Annotated in this window: 15 protein-coding genes; 6 read left to right on the forward strand and 9 right to left on the reverse strand. The window is 65.1% G+C overall.

All coding sequences use genetic code 11. The annotated features are described in order from the left end of the window. Positions 1–694: 694 nt before the first annotated feature. Positions 695–1,468 carry a helix-turn-helix transcriptional regulator gene (locus QW868_RS03720; RefSeq protein ID WP_316229953.1) on the reverse strand — a complete coding sequence of 258 codons (774 nt, stop codon included), beginning with the start codon at positions 1,466–1,468 and terminating at the stop codon, positions 695–697. Positions 1,469–1,668: 200 nt separating this feature from the next. Here QW868_RS03720 and QW868_RS03725 point away from each other — a divergent pair, with 200 nt between their 5' ends. From QW868_RS03725 to QW868_RS03740, 4 genes are all read left to right on the forward strand, one after another. Continuing rightward, complete coding sequence (locus tag QW868_RS03725) at positions 1,669–3,936, forward strand: marine proteobacterial sortase target protein (protein ID WP_316229954.1); 2,268 nt, start codon at positions 1,669–1,671, stop codon at positions 3,934–3,936. Positions 3,937–4,037: 101 nt separating this feature from the next. Then, entirely contained in the window at positions 4,038–4,607 is a 570-nt protein-coding gene (locus tag QW868_RS03730; protein WP_315774209.1) for a class GN sortase, read from the forward strand. 114 nt (positions 4,608–4,721) lie between these two features. Beyond that, positions 4,722–5,438 carry a DUF1614 domain-containing protein gene (locus QW868_RS03735; protein ID WP_315774210.1) on the forward strand — a complete coding sequence of 239 codons (717 nt, stop codon included), beginning with the start codon at positions 4,722–4,724 and terminating at the stop codon, positions 5,436–5,438. 57 nt (positions 5,439–5,495) lie between these two features. Next, entirely contained in the window at positions 5,496–6,323 is an 828-nt protein-coding gene (locus QW868_RS03740; protein WP_315798765.1) for an MlaD family protein, read from the forward strand. Between the two features lie 29 nt (positions 6,324–6,352). Here QW868_RS03740 and QW868_RS03745 read toward each other — a convergent pair whose 3' ends face one another. From QW868_RS03745 to urtA, 7 genes are all read right to left on the reverse strand, one after another. Then, positions 6,353–6,694, reverse strand: a complete 342-nt coding sequence (locus tag QW868_RS03745) for a zinc ribbon domain-containing protein (RefSeq protein WP_316229955.1) — start codon at positions 6,692–6,694, stop codon at positions 6,353–6,355. Between the two features lie 97 nt (positions 6,695–6,791). Next, positions 6,792–8,021: a formamidase gene (gene fmdA, locus QW868_RS03750; RefSeq protein WP_316229956.1), complete on the reverse strand. Its 1,230-nt coding sequence runs from the start codon at positions 8,019–8,021 to the stop codon at positions 6,792–6,794. A 36-nt stretch (positions 8,022–8,057) separates the two neighbouring features. Further along, positions 8,058–8,747, reverse strand: a complete 690-nt coding sequence (gene urtE / locus QW868_RS03755; protein WP_316229957.1) for an urea ABC transporter ATP-binding subunit UrtE — start codon at positions 8,745–8,747, stop codon at positions 8,058–8,060. Between the two features lie 200 nt (positions 8,748–8,947). After that, positions 8,948–9,703, reverse strand: coding sequence for an urea ABC transporter ATP-binding protein UrtD (urtD, locus tag QW868_RS03760; protein ID WP_315759547.1), 756 nt, complete (start codon positions 9,701–9,703; stop codon positions 8,948–8,950). Between the two features lie 10 nt (positions 9,704–9,713). Further along, the gene (gene urtC, locus QW868_RS03765) at positions 9,714–10,853 is read right to left on the reverse strand and encodes an urea ABC transporter permease subunit UrtC (protein ID WP_316229958.1); all 1,140 of its coding nucleotides are present in this window, start codon (positions 10,851–10,853) and stop codon (positions 9,714–9,716) included. A 34-nt stretch (positions 10,854–10,887) separates the two neighbouring features. Then, on the reverse strand, positions 10,888–11,814 hold the full coding sequence (gene urtB, locus QW868_RS03770; RefSeq protein WP_316230073.1) for an urea ABC transporter permease subunit UrtB: 927 nt from the start codon (positions 11,812–11,814) through the stop codon (positions 10,888–10,890). Positions 11,815–12,020: 206 nt separating this feature from the next. Then, positions 12,021–13,283: an urea ABC transporter substrate-binding protein gene (urtA, locus tag QW868_RS03775; protein ID WP_315740604.1), complete on the reverse strand. Its 1,263-nt coding sequence runs from the start codon at positions 13,281–13,283 to the stop codon at positions 12,021–12,023. 186 nt (positions 13,284–13,469) lie between these two features. Between urtA and QW868_RS03780 the strand changes: the two genes are divergently transcribed. After that, a complete protein-coding gene (locus QW868_RS03780) occupies positions 13,470–16,844 on the forward strand; it encodes an ATP-binding protein (protein ID WP_316229959.1) in 3,375 nt (1,124 codons plus the stop codon). Continuing rightward, positions 16,834–17,751 carry a response regulator transcription factor gene (locus QW868_RS03785; RefSeq protein WP_316229960.1) on the forward strand — a complete coding sequence of 306 codons (918 nt, stop codon included), beginning with the start codon at positions 16,834–16,836 and terminating at the stop codon, positions 17,749–17,751. Before QW868_RS03780 ends, QW868_RS03785 begins: the two co-directional genes overlap by 11 nt. A gap of 217 nt (positions 17,752–17,968) precedes the next feature. Here QW868_RS03785 and QW868_RS03790 read toward each other — a convergent pair whose 3' ends face one another. Continuing rightward, positions 17,969–19,471, reverse strand: a complete 1,503-nt coding sequence (locus QW868_RS03790) for an NAD(P)/FAD-dependent oxidoreductase (RefSeq protein WP_316229961.1) — start codon at positions 19,469–19,471, stop codon at positions 17,969–17,971. Positions 19,472–19,509: the final 38 nt, after the last annotated feature.

Genomic DNA, 19,509 nt, shown 5'->3' on the forward strand with positions numbered 1-19,509 from the left:
ACGCCCCGCAACTGGTGGGCGCCCCAATGATCCCAGCTTGCCCCGCGTTGACCGTTTCTTTCGAATGCCCATCGCAACCTCCTCATCGAGTGTTGCGACGACCAATTGAATCCACCGGTTGAATCGGCTTTGCCTGTGGTACCTGCCGCCTGCATTTTTTGAGCAGGCGGGCCATGGGTGAGGCCTTCACCCGGCATTCCCTGCGCCCTCTGCATTTGAGGAGGGACGAACTGATCGCAGACCTCGGGCATGATGTGCCGCGGGAATGCGTCGACATGTCCGTCGTCTGCTGTTCGATCCGTTCTGCTGTTTAGGCCTTCTGCTGTTTGAGCCGTGAATCCGCCCACCCACCGCTGTCGTCCCGGCGAACGCCGGGACCCATACTCCGCGGCGGTTGTGTTGGGCAAAATGCCAATGACCAGCCAGCCTCAAACCCCTCCCTGGGAGTATGGGTCCCGGCGTTCGCCGGGACGACAGCGTATTTGTAGGAGCACCGCGTCTCCCACACGCACCGTCCTAGCGAACGCGGCGACGGAGTCAGCTGCCGTAGGGTGGGCAAAGCGGACGCCCGCAGGGCGGTTGCGTGCCCACCGTCCGTCGGCGCATTCGGAGCGAATGGTGGGCACGGCGTGCGGTGGAGCGCAGCATGCAACACGCACCGGGGCGCGCCTTTGCCCACCCTACACCTAACAACTCACGCCACGCCTTGCACGAACAGCGCGAACGGCTCCTCGATCGTCTTGCGCAGATGCTCGCGATAGAAGGCATAGTGCGGATCGTCAGTCCCGAGTCGGCCGAAGCTCGGCTCCACCACATTGCGCAGCGGAAGCAGCGCGATTGGCGCCGCGATCGGCGTCAGCAGCGAGCCGCGGCCCGCCAACAGCGTCGTGATGATGCCGTACATCTCGCCGGTAATGGTGGGACGCGACACGGTGATCAGGCGGTGCTGGCCGTGGCGGTTGGTGACGAGGTAGACGAAGCCGGACTGGTTGGGCACGGCGACCTCGCCGAACTGCGTGAACGCCGCATCGAGCCGCGCGCCCTCGCGAAACACCAGCGACGACGCCGCATCGTCCCAGACGATGTCGGTGCGGTAGGCGTAGATCGCGTCCTTGTCGCCGAATGACGGCCGCAAGGTGACGTAGGTGCCCTCGATCCACTCCACAGCCCGCCGCGAATAGGAGCCGAGACTGTCCGGCGCGATGCCGCCGCTCGTGGCAGGCGCCGCGAGAGGCGCGTTCGGCGTCCTGCGCAGGGACATCCCGAGCGCCTGCTCCAGCCGGACGATGGTCGCCAGCGTGAACGGGCGGCGGCCGCCGAGCGCCTTCTCCAGGGTCGACAGGCTCAGCCTGGCCTGCTCCGCCAGCGCCTGCCGCGACATCCGGCGCCGCGCGATCTCCTCGCGGATGGTCTCCGCGACCTGCCGGCTCTGTTCGTCGGAAAGCTCGCTGTTGTCCGGGTTCGACATCCTGTCCCCTGCCGCGTGATACCCACCTCTTCTAGCAGACGGACAAATCAGCACAAACCCGGACAGATCAGCCGCGCTCTCGACCACCACCGGACAGACGCGGGCGGGCGGCGGCTGAACAAGACCGACCATTCCGCTCGCGGCGCTGGCGCGCTGCCCTCAGTCTCAGCATGCCGAAATTGTTCGTTGCGGAGCCAATGATGAGCGAGACGATGGACCACGATATCAGAAGCAGCACCCATCCGGTCCGGTCGTGGATCGTGACCATGCTGCTATTCCTGCTGCTGCAGGCCGCCGCCGTGCTGCTGGTCGGCTTCACGGCGCTGTTTCTCAGCGTCACCCCCGGCTGGTCCGCCGAAGGGCCGCTGGCGCCGCTGACCAAGCCGGGCGATGCCCGCTCCGGGGCGCTGCTGTTCAAGAGCGACCTCGGTTACGCCGAGGCGCCGCGGCTCGGCATCGATGTCGATATCGTCGTTTCAGGGCCGACGGCGCGGGCGCGCGTGACGCAGCTGTTCAAGAACACGAGCTCGCAATGGATGGAGGCGGTCTATGTCTATCCGCTGCCGCCCGACAGCGCGGTGGACACGCTGAAGATGATCGTCGGCGACCGCGTCGTGGTCGGCGACATCAAGCCGCGCCAACAGGCCAAGGTGATCTACGAGCAGGCCAAGCGCGACGGCAAGAGCGCGGCGCTGACCGAGCAGGAGCGGCCGAACATCTTCACCAACTCGCTCGCCAATATCGGCCCCGGCGAGACCGTGCTGGTGCAGATCGAATATCAGCAGCCAGTGGCACAGAGTGGCGGCGAATTCTCGCTGCGGGTGCCGCTGGTCGTCGCGCCGCGCTACAATCCGGCGCCGAGCGTGCAGAGCGTCGATTTGCGCCCGGGCGGCAACGGCTGGGGCGCCGCTACGAACGATCCGGTACCGGACCGCAACCGCATCTCGCCGGAGGTGCTCGATCCGGCCAAGAATGACCCGGTCAATCCAACCAGGATCGCGGTGCGGCTGCAGGCCGGCTTCGCGCTCGGCGAGGTCAAGAGCCACCATCACCAGGTGACGATCGACAGCCCCGATGCGAAGACGCGAGTCGTCACCCTGGCCGAGGGCGTGGTGCCGGCCGACCGCGACTTCGAGCTGACCTGGAAGCCGGCCGCTGCGGCGATGCCGTCGGTCGGGCTGTTTCACGAGCAGGTCGGCGACGCCGATTATCTGCTCGCCTTCGTCACGCCGCCTGCCGTGGCAGCGCCGGCGCAGCGGCCGCAGCCGCGCGACGTCATCTTCGTGATCGACAATTCCGGCTCGATGGGCGGCACCTCGATCCGCCAGGCCAAGGCCAGCCTGCTCTATGCGCTGGGCCGGCTACAGCCGGGCGACCGGTTCAACGTGATCCGCTTCGACGACACGATGACCGTGCTGTTTCCGTCCTCGGTGCCGGCCGATGCCGAGCATGTCGGCAGCGCCACCAGCTACGTGAGTTCGCTGGATGCGCGCGGCGGCACCGAGATGGTCCCTGCGATGCGCGCGGCGCTGACCGACGACGGCAGCGACAGCGCGCGCGTGCGGCAGGTGGTATTCCTCACCGACGGCGCCATCGGCAACGAGCAGCAGCTATTCGAGACCATCACCGCAATGCGCGGCCGCTCGCGCATCTTCATGGTCGGTATCGGCTCGGCACCGAACACCTATCTGATGACGCGCGCCGCCGAGCTCGGCCGCGGCGCCTTCACGCATATCGGCTCGGTCGAGCAGGTCGAGGAGCGCATGCGCGGCCTGTTCGCCAAACTCGAGAACCCGGCCGTGACCGCTCTGACCGCGACGTTTTCGGAAGCCTCAGCGGATCTCACGCCCGCGGTGCTGCCGGACGTCTATCGCGACGAGCCGCTGGTGCTCGCCGCGAAGATCGACCGTCTCGCTGGATCGCTGCAGCTCAAGGGCCGCATCGGCGACCAGCCCTGGACCATCACGCTGCCGCTGTCAGGCGCCGCCGAAGGCAAGGGCCTCTCCAAGCTGTGGGCCCGGCGCAAGATCGGCGATGCCGAGGTGGCACAGACGATGCGGCAGATGACATCAGAGGAAGCCGACGGCGCGATTCTGAAGCTCGCGCTGGAGCATCAGCTGGTGACGCGCCTGACCAGCCTCGTCGCCGTCGACAAGACGCCGCGGCGGACCGATGGCGAGCCGCTGAGGCTCGCCGAGCTGCCGATCAACCTGCCGGCGGGCTGGGACTATGAGAAGGTGTTCGGCGAGCGCGGTGGGATGCCGGCGATGCGGAAGGACCGCCGCGCCGAAGCCGACGGCGACGTTCAGCTCGCCGCGTTGAAGCGGCCGGTGGTGCCGGCGGCGCCCGCCACGATCACGCTGCCGAAGACGGCAACCGATGCCGAGCTCAGCATGCTGCTCGGGCTGGGGATCCTGATGCTCGAACTGATCTGGCTCGCCGCCCTTCGGCGGCGGGCTGCCAACTAACTAACGGCGTCATTACGAGGAGCAAAGCGACGACGCAATCCAGGGGCGACACGACGGCTCTGGATTGCTTCGCTTCGCTCGCAATGACAGATGGAGAGATGATGCCCCGCTTCCTCATCCCACTCGCGATCGCCCTGGCTGGCCTCGCCCTGTTCGGCCACGGCGCCCTCATCCACGCCAAGGCGATCGTCGCGCAGGTGCTGCTCGACCGCGCGTTCAGCGAGACGATCGCAACGGGCCGGCCGGTCAAGCCGTGGTCCTGGGCCGACACGGTCCCGGTGGCGCGGATCGAGATGAAGCGCCTCGGCGTCTCCACCATCGCGCTGGCCGGCTCCAGCGGCCAGGCGCTCGCCTTCGGCGCCGGCCATGTCGAAGGCAGCGCCGAGCCGGGCCAGCCGGGCATCGCGGTGTACTCCGCGCACCGCGACACGCATTTCCGCTTCCTGCGCGACATCAGGATCGGCGACGAGATCGACGTAATCAGGCGCGACGGCAAGGCCTTCCGCTACCGCGCCGATGCGGCCAAAGTCGTCCGCTTCGATGCCTCCGGCATCGATCCGGCGAGCGACGGCCCGGAGCTGGTGCTGTCGACCTGCTGGCCATTCGACGCTCTGACCGAGGGACCGGAACGCTACGCGCTGCATGCCACGCTGATCGCGGCGGACAGATGAACGCGCGCATCGCTGGGCTTGGGAACCCGGCGACGAATGCCCATTTGTCACCGTGTCGCCCGCGTGGGATGCTCCGTCGGCGACAGCCCGGTCCACATCTCAAGCGCTTTCGACATGCATTCCCAGGTTCAATATCTGCCGATCACGCCGGCCTTCTTCGCGATCCTGGTGCTGGCGTTCGGCGTCCTGATCGTCCTGATCCAGCTCGGCATCCTGCGCTACGCCTACATGAAGCTCGGCGTCAGCTCGGGCACCGCGATGCTGCTGCTGTTCGGATCGCTGATCGGCAGCTATTTCAACATTCCGATCACCATGCTGCCCGGGCAGGTCGCGCGCTCCGGCGAGATCATCGACTTTTTCGGCATGCAGTATGTCGTGCCGCTGGTGCATCAATGGCCCGGCACCCTCCTCGCCGTAAATGTCGGCGGCGCCGTGATCCCGACGATCATGTCGACCTATCTCGTGCTGCGCTACCAGCTCTGGCTGCGCGCGGCGATCGCGGTGCTGGTGATCGCCGTGATCATCCACGCGATGGCAACGCCGGTGCAGGGCGTCGGCATCGCCGTGCCGGTGTTCGCGCCGGTCGTCGTGACCGCGATCCTGGCGTTCCTGCTGTCGCGCGAATATGCCGCGCCGCTGGCCTATATCGGCGGCTCGATGGGGACGCTGGTCGGCGCCGACCTGATGAACCTCGACAAGATCGGCAGCCTCGGCGCGCCCGTGGCCTCGATCGGCGGCGCCGGAACCTTCGACGGTATCTTCCTGACCGGGATTCTCGCGGTGCTGCTCGCGGGCCTCGCCGCCCCGTCCCGGCCCGGGCTCGCGCGCTGAGCTTCCAACCGGAAGACTTAACGGCTAAAATCGAGCAGAGGCAGCGACGGACACGGAATGCGCGCGATCAATCTCATCGTCGGAACCCTGACGATCGCGGCCGTTGCGGCCGGGATCAGCGGCGTCCTGATCAAGCAGAAGGCGCGGATCGCCCAGCAGCGCAGCGTCATGCGCGTCGTGTTCGACGGCGGCTCGGCGGCGGGCCTGCGCAAGGGCGGCCCGGTGAATTTCGACGGCGTGCAGGCGGGGCAGATCCTCTCGATCAACCTCGAAAGCCCGCGCAAGATCGTTGCCATGATCACGCTCGACAATTCCGCACCGATCCGCAAGGACACCACGGCCGGCATCGAATTTCAGGGCCTGACCGGCATCGCCGCGATCTCGCTGGTCGGCGGCGCGCCGACGGCGCCGCCGGTGCCGTTCGATCGCGACGGGGTGCCGGTACTGACGGCCGACCTCAAGGACCAGGAGACGATGGTCGAGACGGTGCACAACGTCGACAAATTCATCGTCAGCAATGCACCGGCCATCAAGGAGGCGCTGCAGACCTTCGAATCCGAGACCGCCTCGCTGCAGGAGAAGACGGCAGCGATCGACGCCGCGATCGACAAGGCCGAGGACGTGTTCAAGGGCTTCGACACGCTCGTGACCAGGATCGACGGCGCCATTCCCGGCTTCGCGGACGGCAATCCCGGACAGCTGTTCGATCAGATCAAGTCGATGCGCGAGCTCGTCGACAGCTTCAAGCGCAAATCGGCCAAGGTCATCGACGAGAGCCGCAAGACGCTGCTCGACATCAGCGACGGCGCCAATGCGATGACCGTCAAGTTCGGCGGCCAGCCGGCGGCTGGGCCGGGACCGCGCCGCGTGCCGGCGTCACGCTGAGGGACGGCGGATCGCGCCGCCCCTCGCGCTCAATGGCTGATCATCCACGGCCGCGCCGTCGGAAAGCCCTTGGCGCCGCTCCTGGTCTTGGTCATCAACCGCGGCCGCTTCTTCGGCGAGCAGCAGCCGCAGCCCGGCCCGTGCTTCGCCTTGTATTCCGCGACCGTCTGCGGCGCGTGGCGGCTGCGCTCGTTGGTGGCATGCGCCGTGCGCCGCTCCGCCGGCATGCAGGCGAAGGCGGGTGCGGTAAGGATCACGCGCGGCGCCATGTCCTGGCATTGCGGACAGATCTGCGGCTCATCACATTCAGCCATCGGGCGCATGTCGGTGAATGGTCCGCATGTATCACAGAGATATTCATAGACCGGCATCGTCTCGTCTCCTGCGCAACAATCATCTCCATCTCACGCGGCGGATGCGGGGCGGCGAAACCACTGCCGTCCCGCACCCATCGCGCAGGGAGGAGAATTACTTGTCCGGCGAGATCGGCATCTGGATGTCGCCCATGATGTGCTTGATCGGCCCCGCCGCCGATGGCATCACGTCGAAGTCGAAGATCTCGGTCGGCAGCCACAGGGTGGCGCAGGCATTGGGCACGTCGACCACGCCGGAGATGTGGCCCTGCACCGGCGCGGTGCCGAGGATCGAGTAGGCCTGGGCGCCGGAGTAGCCGAACTTCTTCAGGTACTCGATGGCGTTGAGGCAGGCCTGGCGATAGGCGATGTGGACGTCGAGATAGTGCTGCTTGCCGGCCTCGTCGACCGAGATGCCCTCGAAGATCAGGTAGTCGCGATAGTTCGGCGTGATCGGCGACGGCTTGAAGATCGGATTCTTGATCCCGTACTTCGCCACGCCGTCCTTGATGATGTCGACCTTGATGTGCAGCCAGCCGGCCATCTCGATGGCGCCGCAGAAGGTGATCTCGCCGTCGCCCTGGCTGAAATGCAGATCGCCCATCGAGAGGCCGCCGCCGGGCACGTAGACCGGGAAGTAGATCTTCGAGCCGCGCGACAGGTCCTTGATGTCGCAATTGCCGCCATGCTCGCGCGGCGGCACGGTGCGGGCGCCCTCGGCACCGATCTTGGCCTTGGCGTCGCCCTTGGCCTGTCCGGCATGCGCGGTCGGCGCGAACGGCGGGTTGGCGAGACCGGGCACGCGGGTCGGGTTGGTGGCGATCAGCGCGGTCTCGCGCTCGTTCCAGGTCGCGAGCAGCTTCGGATCGGGCAGACAGCCGATCAGGCCGGGATGGATCAGGCCGGCGAAGTTCACGCCCGGCACGTGACGCGACGAGGTGTAGAGGCCCTTGATGTCCCAGATCGACTTCTGCGCCAGCGGGAAGTGATCGGTCAGGAAGCCGCCGCCGTTCTGCTTGGAGAAGAAGCCGTTGAAGCCCCACAGGCTCTCCTTCAACGGACCGACGTCGAGCAGGTCGACGACCAGGAGGTCGCCCGGCTCGGCGCCCTTGACGCCGATCGGGCCGGACAGGAAATGCACGATCGACAGGTCGATGTCGCGCACGTCATCGGCGGAGTCGTTGTTCTTGATGAAGCCGCCGGTCCAGTCATAGGTCTCGATGATGAAGTCGTCACCCGGGTTGACCCACTCCACCATCGGAATGTCCGGGTGCCAGCGGTTATGGACCTTGTCGTTCTCGTAGGCCGACTTGGTCAGATCGACCTTGATCAATGTGTCTGGCATCAGAAGCTCCCCATTTTCCTTGCTTGGACGGAGTGGTTAGACGGACAGATATTTCGAGACCTGTGCGGCATCGACGGACTCGCGCGGATCGTCGCGGACGATCTCGCCGTTCTCGATCACCAGCACGCGGTCGGCGATGTCGAGCGCGAAGCTCAGCACCTGCTCCGAGACGACGATCGACAGCCCCTTCTCGTCGCGGATGCGCTTGAGGGTGCGCGCCATGTCCTTGATGATCGACGGCTGGATGCCCTCGGTCGGCTCGTCGAGCAGCAGCACCTTGGGCTTGGTCGCGAGCGCGCGCGCGATCGCGAGCTGCTGCTGCTGGCCGCCGGAGAGATTGCCGCCACGGCGGCCCTTCATCTCAAGCAGCACCGGAAACAGTTCGTAGATGTCGCCGGGGACCTCGGATTCACCCGAGACCACGAGGCCGGTCTCGATGTTCTCCTTCACCGTCATGGTGGAGAAGATCATGCGGCCCTGCGGCACGTAGGCGAGACCCTTGGCGACGCGCTCATAGCTCTTCAGGCCGGACAGCTCGGTGCCGTTCATGTCGATGGAGCCGCTCTTGGACGGCAGGATGCCCATCAGCGACTTCATCAGCGTGGTCTTGCCCATGCCGTTGCGGCCCATGATCGCAACGATCTCGTTGGGCGCGACCTTGACGTTCAGGCCATGCAGCACCTCGCTCTGACCGTAGGCGACATGGAGATCGGAGATTGCGAGCATCAATGGCTCCTGCAAAGTGATGAACTTGGATGAGGCTGCAGCAACATCGGCAGAGCGCTCCCTCCCCCCTTGTGGGGGAGGGTTGGGGAGGGGGGTGGCCCCAAGCGAGACTGCCGCCGTGGGCCCCCTCCCCTAACCCCTCCCCACAAGGGGGAGGGGAACGCGGCGTCATTCGGAGCGAACAGGATCGCGATCATCGCTCAATGCCCGAGATAGACTTCGACAACCTTGGGATCGTTCTTGACCCGCTCCATTGTGCCTTCGGAGAGGATCTGCCCCTGGTGCAGCACGGTGACCTTGTGAGCGATGTCCTCGACGAACTTCATGTCGTGCTCGATGACCAGCACCGAGCGGTCCTTGATGATGCGGTTGAGCAACTCGGCGGTCTTGGCGCGCTCGCTGACGCTCATGCCGGCCACGGGCTCGTCGAGCATCAGCAGGTCCGGGTTCTGGATCAGCAGCATGCCGATCTCGAGCCACTGCTTCTGGCCGTGGCTGAGCTCGGCGGCCGAGGTCTTGAGACGGTCCTTGAGGAAGATCATCTCGGCGACCTCCTCGACGCGGTCCTTGACGACCGCGTCGCGCTGGAAGGTCAGCGAGCCGAACACGGTGCGGCCGCGCGGAAACGAGATCTCGAGATTCTCGAACACGCTGAGATCCTCGAACACCGACGGCGTCTGGAACTTGCGACCGACACCCGCCTTGACGATCTCGTTCTCGCGCAGCTTCGTCAGCTCCTTGCCGCGGAACTGGATCGAGCCCGAGGTCGCCTTGGTCTTTCCGCAGATCAGGTCGAGCACCGTGGTCTTGCCTGCGCCGTTCGGGCCGATGATGACGCGAATCTCGTTCTCCTCGACGTAGAAGGAGAGATCGTTGACCGCCTTGAAGCCGTCGAAGGAGACCGTGAGTGCTTCGACCGCGAGCAGGAAGTCCTTGGGCTGATGACCGATGAGCATCGCTGTCTCCTCATTCTGCAGGGGCGCCGTTGGCGACTAGGCCGCCATTGCCGGATTTCTTGGTGCGGGAGGCCAGCAAGCGGTCGATGCGCGGCTGCACATGGTCGCCCCAGATGCCGGCGAGGCCGTTCGGGAAGGCGAGCACGACGGCAATGAAGAGAGCGCCGAGACCGAACAGCCAGAGCTGCGGGAAGGTTTCCGACAGGCTGGTCTTGGCGAAGTTGACGAGGATCGTGCCGTAGACCGCGCCGAAGATCGACAGCCGGCCGCCGACAGCGGTGTAGATCACCATCTCGATCGACGGCACGATGCCGACGAACGACGGCGACATGAACCCGACCTCGAGCGTGAAGAGTGCACCGCCGACGGCCGCGAACACGGCGGCTGCGCAGAAGGCGAAGATCTTGAAGTTGGCGACGCTGTAGCCGGAGAAGCGGACCCGGTCCTCCTGCTCACGCATCGCCACCAGAATGCGGCCGAGCTTCGTCAGGCGGATGAACTGCGCCACCAGGATGGCCGCGAACAGCAGGAACACTTCGACGAAGTAGAGGATGAGCTTGGCGTGATCAGTGCGGATGTCCCAGCCGTGCAGGGTGCGCAGGTCGGTGATGCCGTTGATGCCGCCGGTATAACCCTGCTGTCCCACGATCAGGATGGTCAGGATGGCCGCGATCGCCTGGGTGATGATCGCGAAGTAGACGCCGCCGACGCGCCGCTTGAACATCGCCGCACCGATGATGAAGGCGAAGATCGCAGGCACCAGGATGATCGCCGCCAGCGCGAACGGGAAGCTCTGGAATGGCTTCCAGAAGAACGGCAGCTGCGTCAGTTGATTCCAGTCCATGAAGTCGGGGATGCCCGGCGTCGACTGGATCTTGGTGTTGGCGACGCTAGAGGCCTCCAGCTTCAGGAACATCGCCATGCAGTAGCCGCCGAGGCCGAAGAACACGCCCTGGCCGAGGCTCAGGATGCCGCCATAGCCCCAGCACAGCACCAGGCCGATCGCAACGAAGGCGTAGGTCAGATATTTCGCGACCAGGTTCAGGCGGAACACATCGAGCGCCAAGGGCAGGATGACGACGAGCAGGAGCAGCAGCGAGACGAAGCCGATGAGTTCTGATCGGTTGAAAAAGCGCGAGTTGATGATCATGACCGTGCTTTCTTGTTGGGCTGTCGGAGCTGGCTCACTTGCGGACCTTGAGGGCGAACAGGCCCTGCGGCCGCATCATCAGGATGGCGACGATCGCAAGCAGCGTGAGCACCTTGGCCATCGAGCCGGACATGAAGAACTCCATGGTCGACTGCGCCTGGGAGATGGTGAAGGCGGAGGCGATGGTGCCGATCAGGCTGGCGGCGCCGCCGAACACGACGACCAGGAAGGTGTCGACGATGTAGAGCTGTCCGGCCGTCGGACCCGTCGAGCCGATCATGGTGAAGGCCGAGCCCGCGACGCCGGCAATGCCGCAGCCGAGGCCGAAGGTGTAGCGGTCGACCTTCTCGGTGTTGATGCCGACGGCGCCGGCCATCACGCGGTTCTGCACCACGGCGCGAACCTGCTTGCCCCAGCGCGACAGGAACAGGACGTAGGCCACCACGAGCGTGATCAGGATGGTCAGGCACATCACGAACATGCCGTTGATCGGGATCTGGATGGCGTCGGTCGCCTGCCAGGAGCCCATCATCCACTCGGGGAGCTCGACGCCGACCTCGCGGGCGCCGAACACCGAGCGGTAGGCCTGCTGCAGGATGAGGCTGAGACCCCAGGTGGCCAGCAGCGTATCGAGCGGCCGCTTGTAGAGACGGCGGATCATCGCCCACTCGACCAGCATGCCGAGCGATCCGGAGGCGATGAAGGCGAAGATCGTCGCGACGAAGAAGTAGCCAGGAAACAGCGAGGGCAGGAAATGCTGGAAGGCGTTCGACGTCATCCAGGTGACGTAGGCGCCGAGGATCATGAACTCGCCATGCGCCATGTTGATGACGCCCATCTGGCCGAAGATGATGGCAAGCCCCAGCGCCATCAGCACGTAGACCGAAAACAGGATGAGGCCCGCGAAGCCCTGCATCGCGAAGATGGCCCCGAGGTCGCCGATGGAATAGTCACCGAACATGATCCGTCCTCTCGTGATGCCCTGCAGGAAATGGATCGGCGTGCGGCACAGCGTGTCCGCGGCCAAGATCGTTCCCTCCCCCCTTGTGGGGGAGGGCTAGGGAGGGGAGCCTCCGCGCCGAGCTGTGGGTGGGGTACCCCCCTCCCCAACCCTCCCCCACAAGGGGGGAGGGAGCGCACCGTCAACGGCGCGCCAGAGACGCAGGCTCACTGGTAGCCCTTCGGGAACGGATCTGGCTCGACCAAGTCGGCGGTCTCGTAGATCAGCTCGTACTGACCGTCCGCCTTGGCGCGACCGACGCGGGTCTTGGACCAGAGATGGTGGTTCTCGTGGATCCGCACGTAGCCTTCCGGCGCGCCCTTGAACTCGATGCCGGGCGAGGCCGCCGCGACCTTGTCGATGTCGAAGCTGCCGGCCTTCTCGACCGTCAGCTTCCACAGCCACGGGCCGAGATAGGCCGCCTGCGTCACGTCGCCGATCACGGTCTTCTCGCCCCACATCTTCTTGAAGTCGGCGACGAAAGCCTTGTTGTTCGGATTGTCGAGCGACTGGAAATATTTCATGCAGGCATACGCGCCCGCGATGTTCTCGCCGCCGATGCCGTCGATCTCGTCCTCGGTCACGGAGATGGTGAGCAGCGTCTGCTTCGACATGTCGATGCCGGCCGCCTTCAGCTGCTTGTAGAACGCGACGTTGGAACCGCCGACGATGATCGCGTAGATGACGTCCGGCTTGGTCAGCTTGATCTTGTTGATCACCGAATTGAACTGGGTGTGGCCGAGCGGGAAGTATTCCTCGCCGACGACCTTGGCGCCCTGCAGATGGCCCTCGATATGCTTGCGCGCGATCTTGTTCGAGGTGCGCGGCCAGATGTAGTCGGAGCCGAGCAGGTAGAAGGTCTTCGCGCCCTTGGTCTTGTTGACCCAGTCGAGGCCGGCGATGATCTGCTGCGTGGCCTCCTGGCCGGTATAGATGACGTTCTTCGACTGTTCGAGGCCTTCGTAGAAGGTCGGGTAATACAGCATGCCGTTGTACTGCTCGAACACCGGCAGCACCGCCTTGCGCGAGGCCGAGGTCCAGCAGCCCATGACGGCGGCGCATTTGTCGTTGACCAGCAGCTTCTTGGCCTTCTCGGCGAAGGTCGGCCAGTCGGAAGCGCCGTCCTCCTGGATATACTTGATTTTGCGGCCGAGCACGCCGCCGGCGGCATTGATCTGCTCGATGGCGAGCTTCTCGGCCTGCACCGAGCCGGTCTCCGAGATCGCCATCGTGCCCGTGACCGAATGCAGAATGCCGACGGTGACTTCGCTATCCGTGACTGCAAGGCCGGTGGTGTTGACTGCAGAGGTTGCAGGGCCGGCGCCGAAGGACGGCCGCGGCATCATGGCGAGCGCCGGGATCGCGGCCATTCCCATCAGCAATTGGCGCCGAAGTGGCGACTTCAGGCCCTTTTTGGTTTCGTCTGACATGAGCACCCCATTCATTGGTTCGAGGACACGCGTTGGGTCGGACGAAGGATGGCGCGCTTTGTGCAACGCACGGATACGCAAGATTGCGTATACTGCACCGCAAAAGCGCGACGTAGGCTCTGCGTAGGTCTTGCGAGCGGCAGGACAAGGCGTGCGGGCGAACCGCTTCGCGTGAGGAGTTCGAGAGTGGCAGGGCGGCAGCGGATCGACCGCGTCAGGCGCCAATACAACCAGTGGGTCGCCAACCAGACGTTGGAGGACTATGCACTCCGCTTTACGGCCAAGAGCGCGCGGCGCTGGTCCGCCGCCCGCGTCGCCAACACGGCGTTGGGCGCGATCTCGTTCCTCGCACTTGAGGCGATCGGCGGCACCATCACCTTGAACTATGGCGTCACCAACGCGACCGCCGCGATCCTGGTCGCCAGTGTGATCATCTTCTGCTGCGGCCTGCCGATTGCCTATCATGCGGCCAAATGCGGCATCGACATCGACCTGCTGACCCGCGGCGCCGGCTTCGGTTATATCGGCTCGACCATCACCTCGCTGATCTACGCGTCGTTCACCTTCATCTTCTTCGCGATCGAAGCGGTCATTCTGGCCTCTGCGCTGGAGATGTGCTTCGGCATCCCCCGACCGATCGGCTATCTCATCAGCGCCGTCGTCATCATTCCGCTCGTCACCTACGGCATCACGCTGATCAGCCGCTTCCAGCTATGGACGCAGCCGCTGTGGGTCGTGCTGCACATCCTGCCCTTTGCCGCGATCGCCTATGCCAGCCCGCACTCCTTCGTCGAATGGCAGCAGTTTCCCGGCGAGCACGGCGATCCCATGGGCCATCTCGATCTGGCGCTGTTCGGGACCGCCGCGGCGGTCGTGTTCTCGCTGGTCGCCCAAATCGGCGAGCAGGTCGACTTCCTGCGCTTCCTGCCGCGTGACCGCCGCACGTCCAAACGGTCGTGGTGGATCGCGCTGTTGTCGGCTGGCCCCGGCTGGATCGTGCTCGGGGCACTGAAGCTGCTGGCAGGCTCGTTCCTCGCCTTCTTCGCGCTGAGCCACGGAGTCTCCGCCGACCACGCCGCCGAACCGGCGCACATGTATCTGGAGGCGTTCCGCTACGTGTTGGCCCGGCCGGATTTGGCGCTTGCGTTGACCGGCACCTTCGTGATCGTCTCCCAGATCAAGATCAACGTCACCAACGCCTATGCCGGCTCGATCGCCTGGTCGAACTTCTTCTCGCGCCTGACGCACAGCCACCCCGGCCGCGTGGTCTGGCTCGTGTTCAACGTCGTCGTCGCGCTGCTGCTGATGGAGATCGGCGTCTACAAGGCGCTGGAGCAGACGCTGGCGCTGTACTCCAACATCGCGATCTCCTGGGTCGGCGCTCTCGTCGCCGACCTCGTGATCAACAAGCCGCTGGGCCTGCGCCCGCCGCAGATGGAGTTCAAGCGCGCCCATCTCTACGACATCAACCCGGTCGGGGTCGGCGCGATGACGATCGCGACGATCGTCTCGATCAGCGCCTTCTATGGCCTGTTCGGGCCGACCGGAAAGGCGCTGTCGACCTTCGTCGCGCTCGGCGTCGCGCTCGTCACCGCGCCTGCGATCGCCTATCTGACCGACGGCAAATACTATCTGGCACGCAAGCCAAAGCGGAGCTGGCAGAACATCGAGCAGATCCAATGCTGCATCTGTGAGCATCACTTCGAACCGGAGGATACCGCTTCCTGCCCGGCCTATGCCGGTCCGATCTGCTCGCTGTGCTGCTCGCTCGATGCGCGCTGCCACGATCTGTGCAAGCCGCACGCGCGGGCCCAGGCTCAGGTCGCAGCGGCGCTCAGCGGCATGCTGCCGGAGTCGTTGCTGGCCAAGTTCAACTCGCAGCTCGGTCATTATGTCGGTGTATTTCTGACATCGGCCGGGCTCGTCGCGCTGACGCTCGGCATGATCTATCTGGAGACGTCGGCGGCGCTGCCGGGGTTCAAGGGCATCATCTCCGATGTGCTGTGGAAGGTGTTCTTCGCCCTCTCCATCATCATCGGTGTCGTGACGTGGCTGTTCGTACTGGCCCAGCAGAGCCGCCGTGCGGCCGAAGACGAGACGCGGCGGCAGACCCAGCTGTTGATTCAGGAGATCGAGGCGCACAAGCGCACCGATGCAGAGTTGCAGCGCGCCAAGGAAGTTGCGGAATCAGCCAATCTCGCCAAGAGCCGCTATGTGGTCGGCCTCAGCCATGAGCTGCGCTCGCCGCTGAACGCGATCTCCGGCTATGCGCAACTGCTCGAGCAGGACACGAGCCTCGCACCGAAGCCGCGGGATCAGGTTCGCGTCGTCCGCCGCAGCGCCGATCATCTGTCCGGCCTGATCGACGGCATTCTCGACATTTCCAAGATCGAAGCCGGGCGGCTGTATCTGTCGCGCGACGAGGTCCGTCTCAGCGAATTCCTGGATCAGCTCGTGGGCATGTTCCGATTGCAGGCCGCGGCGAAGGGCGTCGACTTCGTGTTCAAGCGGCCGGCGGTCCTGCCGCTGGTCGTCTATGCCGACGAGAAGCGGCTGCGCCAGATCCTGATCAACCTGCTGTCGAATGCCATCAAATTCACCGGGGAAGGCAGCGTCCAGTTCGTCGTGCATTATCGGAGCCCGGTGGCCGAGTTCGAGGTGATCGACACCGGCCCGGGCATCCAGCCCGACGATCTGGAGCGCATCTTCGCGCCGTTCGAGCGCGGCGCGCTCGGGGCCGCGCAGCCGCAGACCGGCACGGGACTGGGCCTGACGATCAGCCGTCTGCTCGCCGGGGTGATGGGCGGCGACATCAAGGTCGAGAGCAGGGTCGGCGCCGGCAGTACGTTCAAGGTCAAGATCCTGCTGTCCGAGGTGACAAACCCGACGCGGCATGCGCCGGTGAAGGCGCCGGTGGCCGGCTATCTCGGGCCGCGCAGGACGATCCTGATCACCGACGATGATCCTGTGCATCGCGACCTCCTACGCGAGGTGCTGACGCCGCTCGGCTTCATCCTGCTGAGCGCGCCCGACGGTCCCGCCTGCCTCGCGCTCGCACAACACTGCCAGCCGGATCTGTTCATTCTGGACATCTCGATGCCGGGCATGGACGGCTGGACAGTGGCCGAGACCTTGCGCAACAGCGGTCATCATCAGGCCCGGATCCTGATGACGTCTGCGAGCGCGCTCGAAGCGCACGGCCGGCCGTTGGCGCAACCCTTTCACGACAGCTACCTGATGAAGCCGATCGACATCCCAAGGCTGCTGGAGGCGATACGTCAATTGCTGAAGCTCGAATGGAGCTACCAGACCGACACGCCTGTGGCCCCGCCACGCTGGCGGCCGGACACCGGATCCCGGCCGCCGCTCAAATATGTCGAAGAGCTGATGAGCCTCGGCCAGATCGGCTACATCAGGGCCATTCAGCTCAAGCTCGACGAGATCCGCAACGCGCATCCCGAGCATGCCGACTTCGTCGCCCAGATGCGCACGCTCATCGACCGCTTCGATCTCGATCAGTACATGGCAACTCTGAAGACCTTGCACGCCTATGAGCATTGACAGCAAGAAGCGCGACGTCGCTCTGGTCGTCGACGACTCGCCGGAGACGCTTCGGCTGCTGACGGACGCGCTGGATGGGGCCGGCATGACCGTCATGGTTGCGCTCGATGGCGCCGCGGCCATGCGCATTATCGACCAGATCACGCCGGACATCATCCTGCTCGATGCGGTCATGCCCGGCATGGACGGCTTCGAGACCTGCCGCAAGCTCAAGCGCGAGACAGGCCTCTCCAACGTCCCCGTGATCTTCATGACCGGGCTCGCCGACACCGAGCACATCGTGCAGGGACTGGAGGCCGGCGGCGTCGACTACGTCACCAAGCCGATCGCCGTTTCAGAGATGCTGGCGCGCATCCGCGTGCATCTCGCCAACGCCCGGATGACGCAGAGCGCGCGCGCCGCGCTCGACGTCTCCGGTCGCTTCCTCCTCGCCGTCAACCGTGACGGCCGGCTGATGTGGGCAACGCCGCAGGCGCAGAAGCTGTTGTCGGACAGTTTTGGCGCCGCGGAGGAACTCGTGCTGCCCGAAGCGCTGCGGCTCTGGCTGGATCAGGCGCAGAACGGCAAGGGCGGTGCGAAGGCCGCCGCTTCGATCCCGGATCATCCCGAACTGCGCCTCTACTACATGGGCGGAGCCGGGCCCAACGAGTTCCTGCTGCGGCTCGCCAAGGAGTCCTCCGGTGAGCTGCCCAAGCAGTTCTCCAGCGCGTTTGGTCTCACCACGCGCGAGGGCGAGGTGCTGTCATGGCTCTCCAAGGGCAAGACCAACCGCGACATCGCGCAGATCCTGGGACTGAGTCCGCGCACGGTCGACAAGCACCTCGAGCAGATCTACGCCAAGCTCGGCGTCGAGAACCGCACCGCCGCCGCGGCTGTCGCGACCGGAGTGGCGCGGCGGGAGGGATGAGGCGGGCCGACCAGCGTGCCCCAACCATCACTGTCGTCCCGGGCAAGCTCGGCGACGCGGAGCGTCGACGGGCGCCGACCCGGGACCCATACCGCGTGATGCCGCTTGAGGCAGGACGAAAGTTGACGTTGTGCCCAGCACACCTGCCGGTGGCTATGGATCCCCGCTTTCGCGGGGACGACGCCGTCTTTGGAGCGGCACACCGGCCGTTAAAAGCTCACCCGTACACGAACGCCGGATCATCCAGATCGATCGCCGGGATCTGATCCTTCTCGCTCCAATAGTCCTGACTGTGCTGCCACTCCGGCTTGTCGCCGCGCTTGGGCAGCAGATGCATGTTGCGCATCATGTAGCCGGGGTTGAAGTTCTCCGGATCGATCCATGGCAGCAACGGCATGTTGTGATCCTCCGGGCGCAGCGCCGGCACGACCTTGCTCACACCTCTTTCTTTCATGTGCGCGAGCAGGCGGCACACGAAATCCGCGACGAGGTCCGTGCGCAACGTCCAACTGGCGCGGAAATAGCCGAACACCCAGGCCAGGTTCGGCACGCCGGTGAACATCATGCCGCGATAGGTCACGGTGTCAGCGAAGTCGAGCGGCTTGCCGTCGATCGTAAACGCGATGTCGCCGAGCACGCAGAGATCGAAGCCGGTCGCGGTGACGATGATGTCGGCCTTGAGCTCGTCGCCGGACTTCAGCTTGATGCCGTCTTCCGTGAACCGCTCGATCTCGTCGGTCACGACCGAGGCCTTGCCGCTCTTGATGCCCTCGAACAGGTCGGCATCGGGCACGAAGGCGATGCGCTGCCGCCACGGGCGGTAGCTCGGGGTGAAGTGCTTGGCCGTATAGTCGGGTCCAAGGATGGCGCTGATCTGCCCGATCAGCTCCTTCTTGACCTGCTCGGGCTCGGTCAGGCAGCGCTTGGTGAACCAATCCTGTTCGAACAGGATCTTGCGCCTGACGATCTCATGGATCCATTCCTCCTTCACCTGCAGTCTCCGCAGCTCCTCGGCCAGCTCGATCGCATTACGGCCAACGCGGAAGTAGGTCGGCGACCGCTGCAGCATCGTCACATGCGCGCATTGGCCGGCGATCGAGGGCAGGATGGTCGCGGCCGTCGCACCGGAGCCGATCACCACGACCTGCTTGCCCGTGAGATCGAGATCCTCGGGCCACAGCTGCGGATGGACGATGCGGCCCTTGAACTTCGCCATGTCCGGCCACTCCGGCGTGTAGCCCTTTGAGTGTCGGTAGTAGCCCTGGCACATCCAGAGAAAATTCGTTGTAAAGGTGACGGGCTCGTGATCCCTGCCCTTCACCGCTTGGACCGTCCAGAGACTGGTCGCGCTCGACCAACTCGCGGACAGGATGAGGTGGCCATAGCGAATGTGGCGGCCAAGGTCGTTCTCCTCGATCACGTCGCCCATGTAGTTGAGGATCTCTTCCGCGGTCGCGATCGGCGGCCCGACCCATGGCTTGAAGCTGTAGCCGAACGTATGCAGGTCGCTGTCGGAGCGGATACCGGGATAGCGGTGCGTCCGCCAGGTGCCGCCAAAGCTGTCCTGGCTCTCCAGGATCACGAAGCGCTTGTCGGGCATCTGCTTGGTCAACTGATAGGCGCTGCCGACACCGGAGATGCCGGCGCCGACGATCAGCACGTCGAAATGTTCGGTCGCGTGAGAGGACGCGGCCTCCCGGATGGGCGCGATGACGTTCATGGGAGTCCCTGGGCTTTGGTCTTGATGTTGTTTCCTCG

Origin of the sequence: Bradyrhizobium sp. SZCCHNR1051, from assembly GCF_032489615.1 — a bacterium.
In the GTDB taxonomy this organism is placed as follows: Bacteria; Pseudomonadota; Alphaproteobacteria; order Rhizobiales; family Xanthobacteraceae; genus Bradyrhizobium.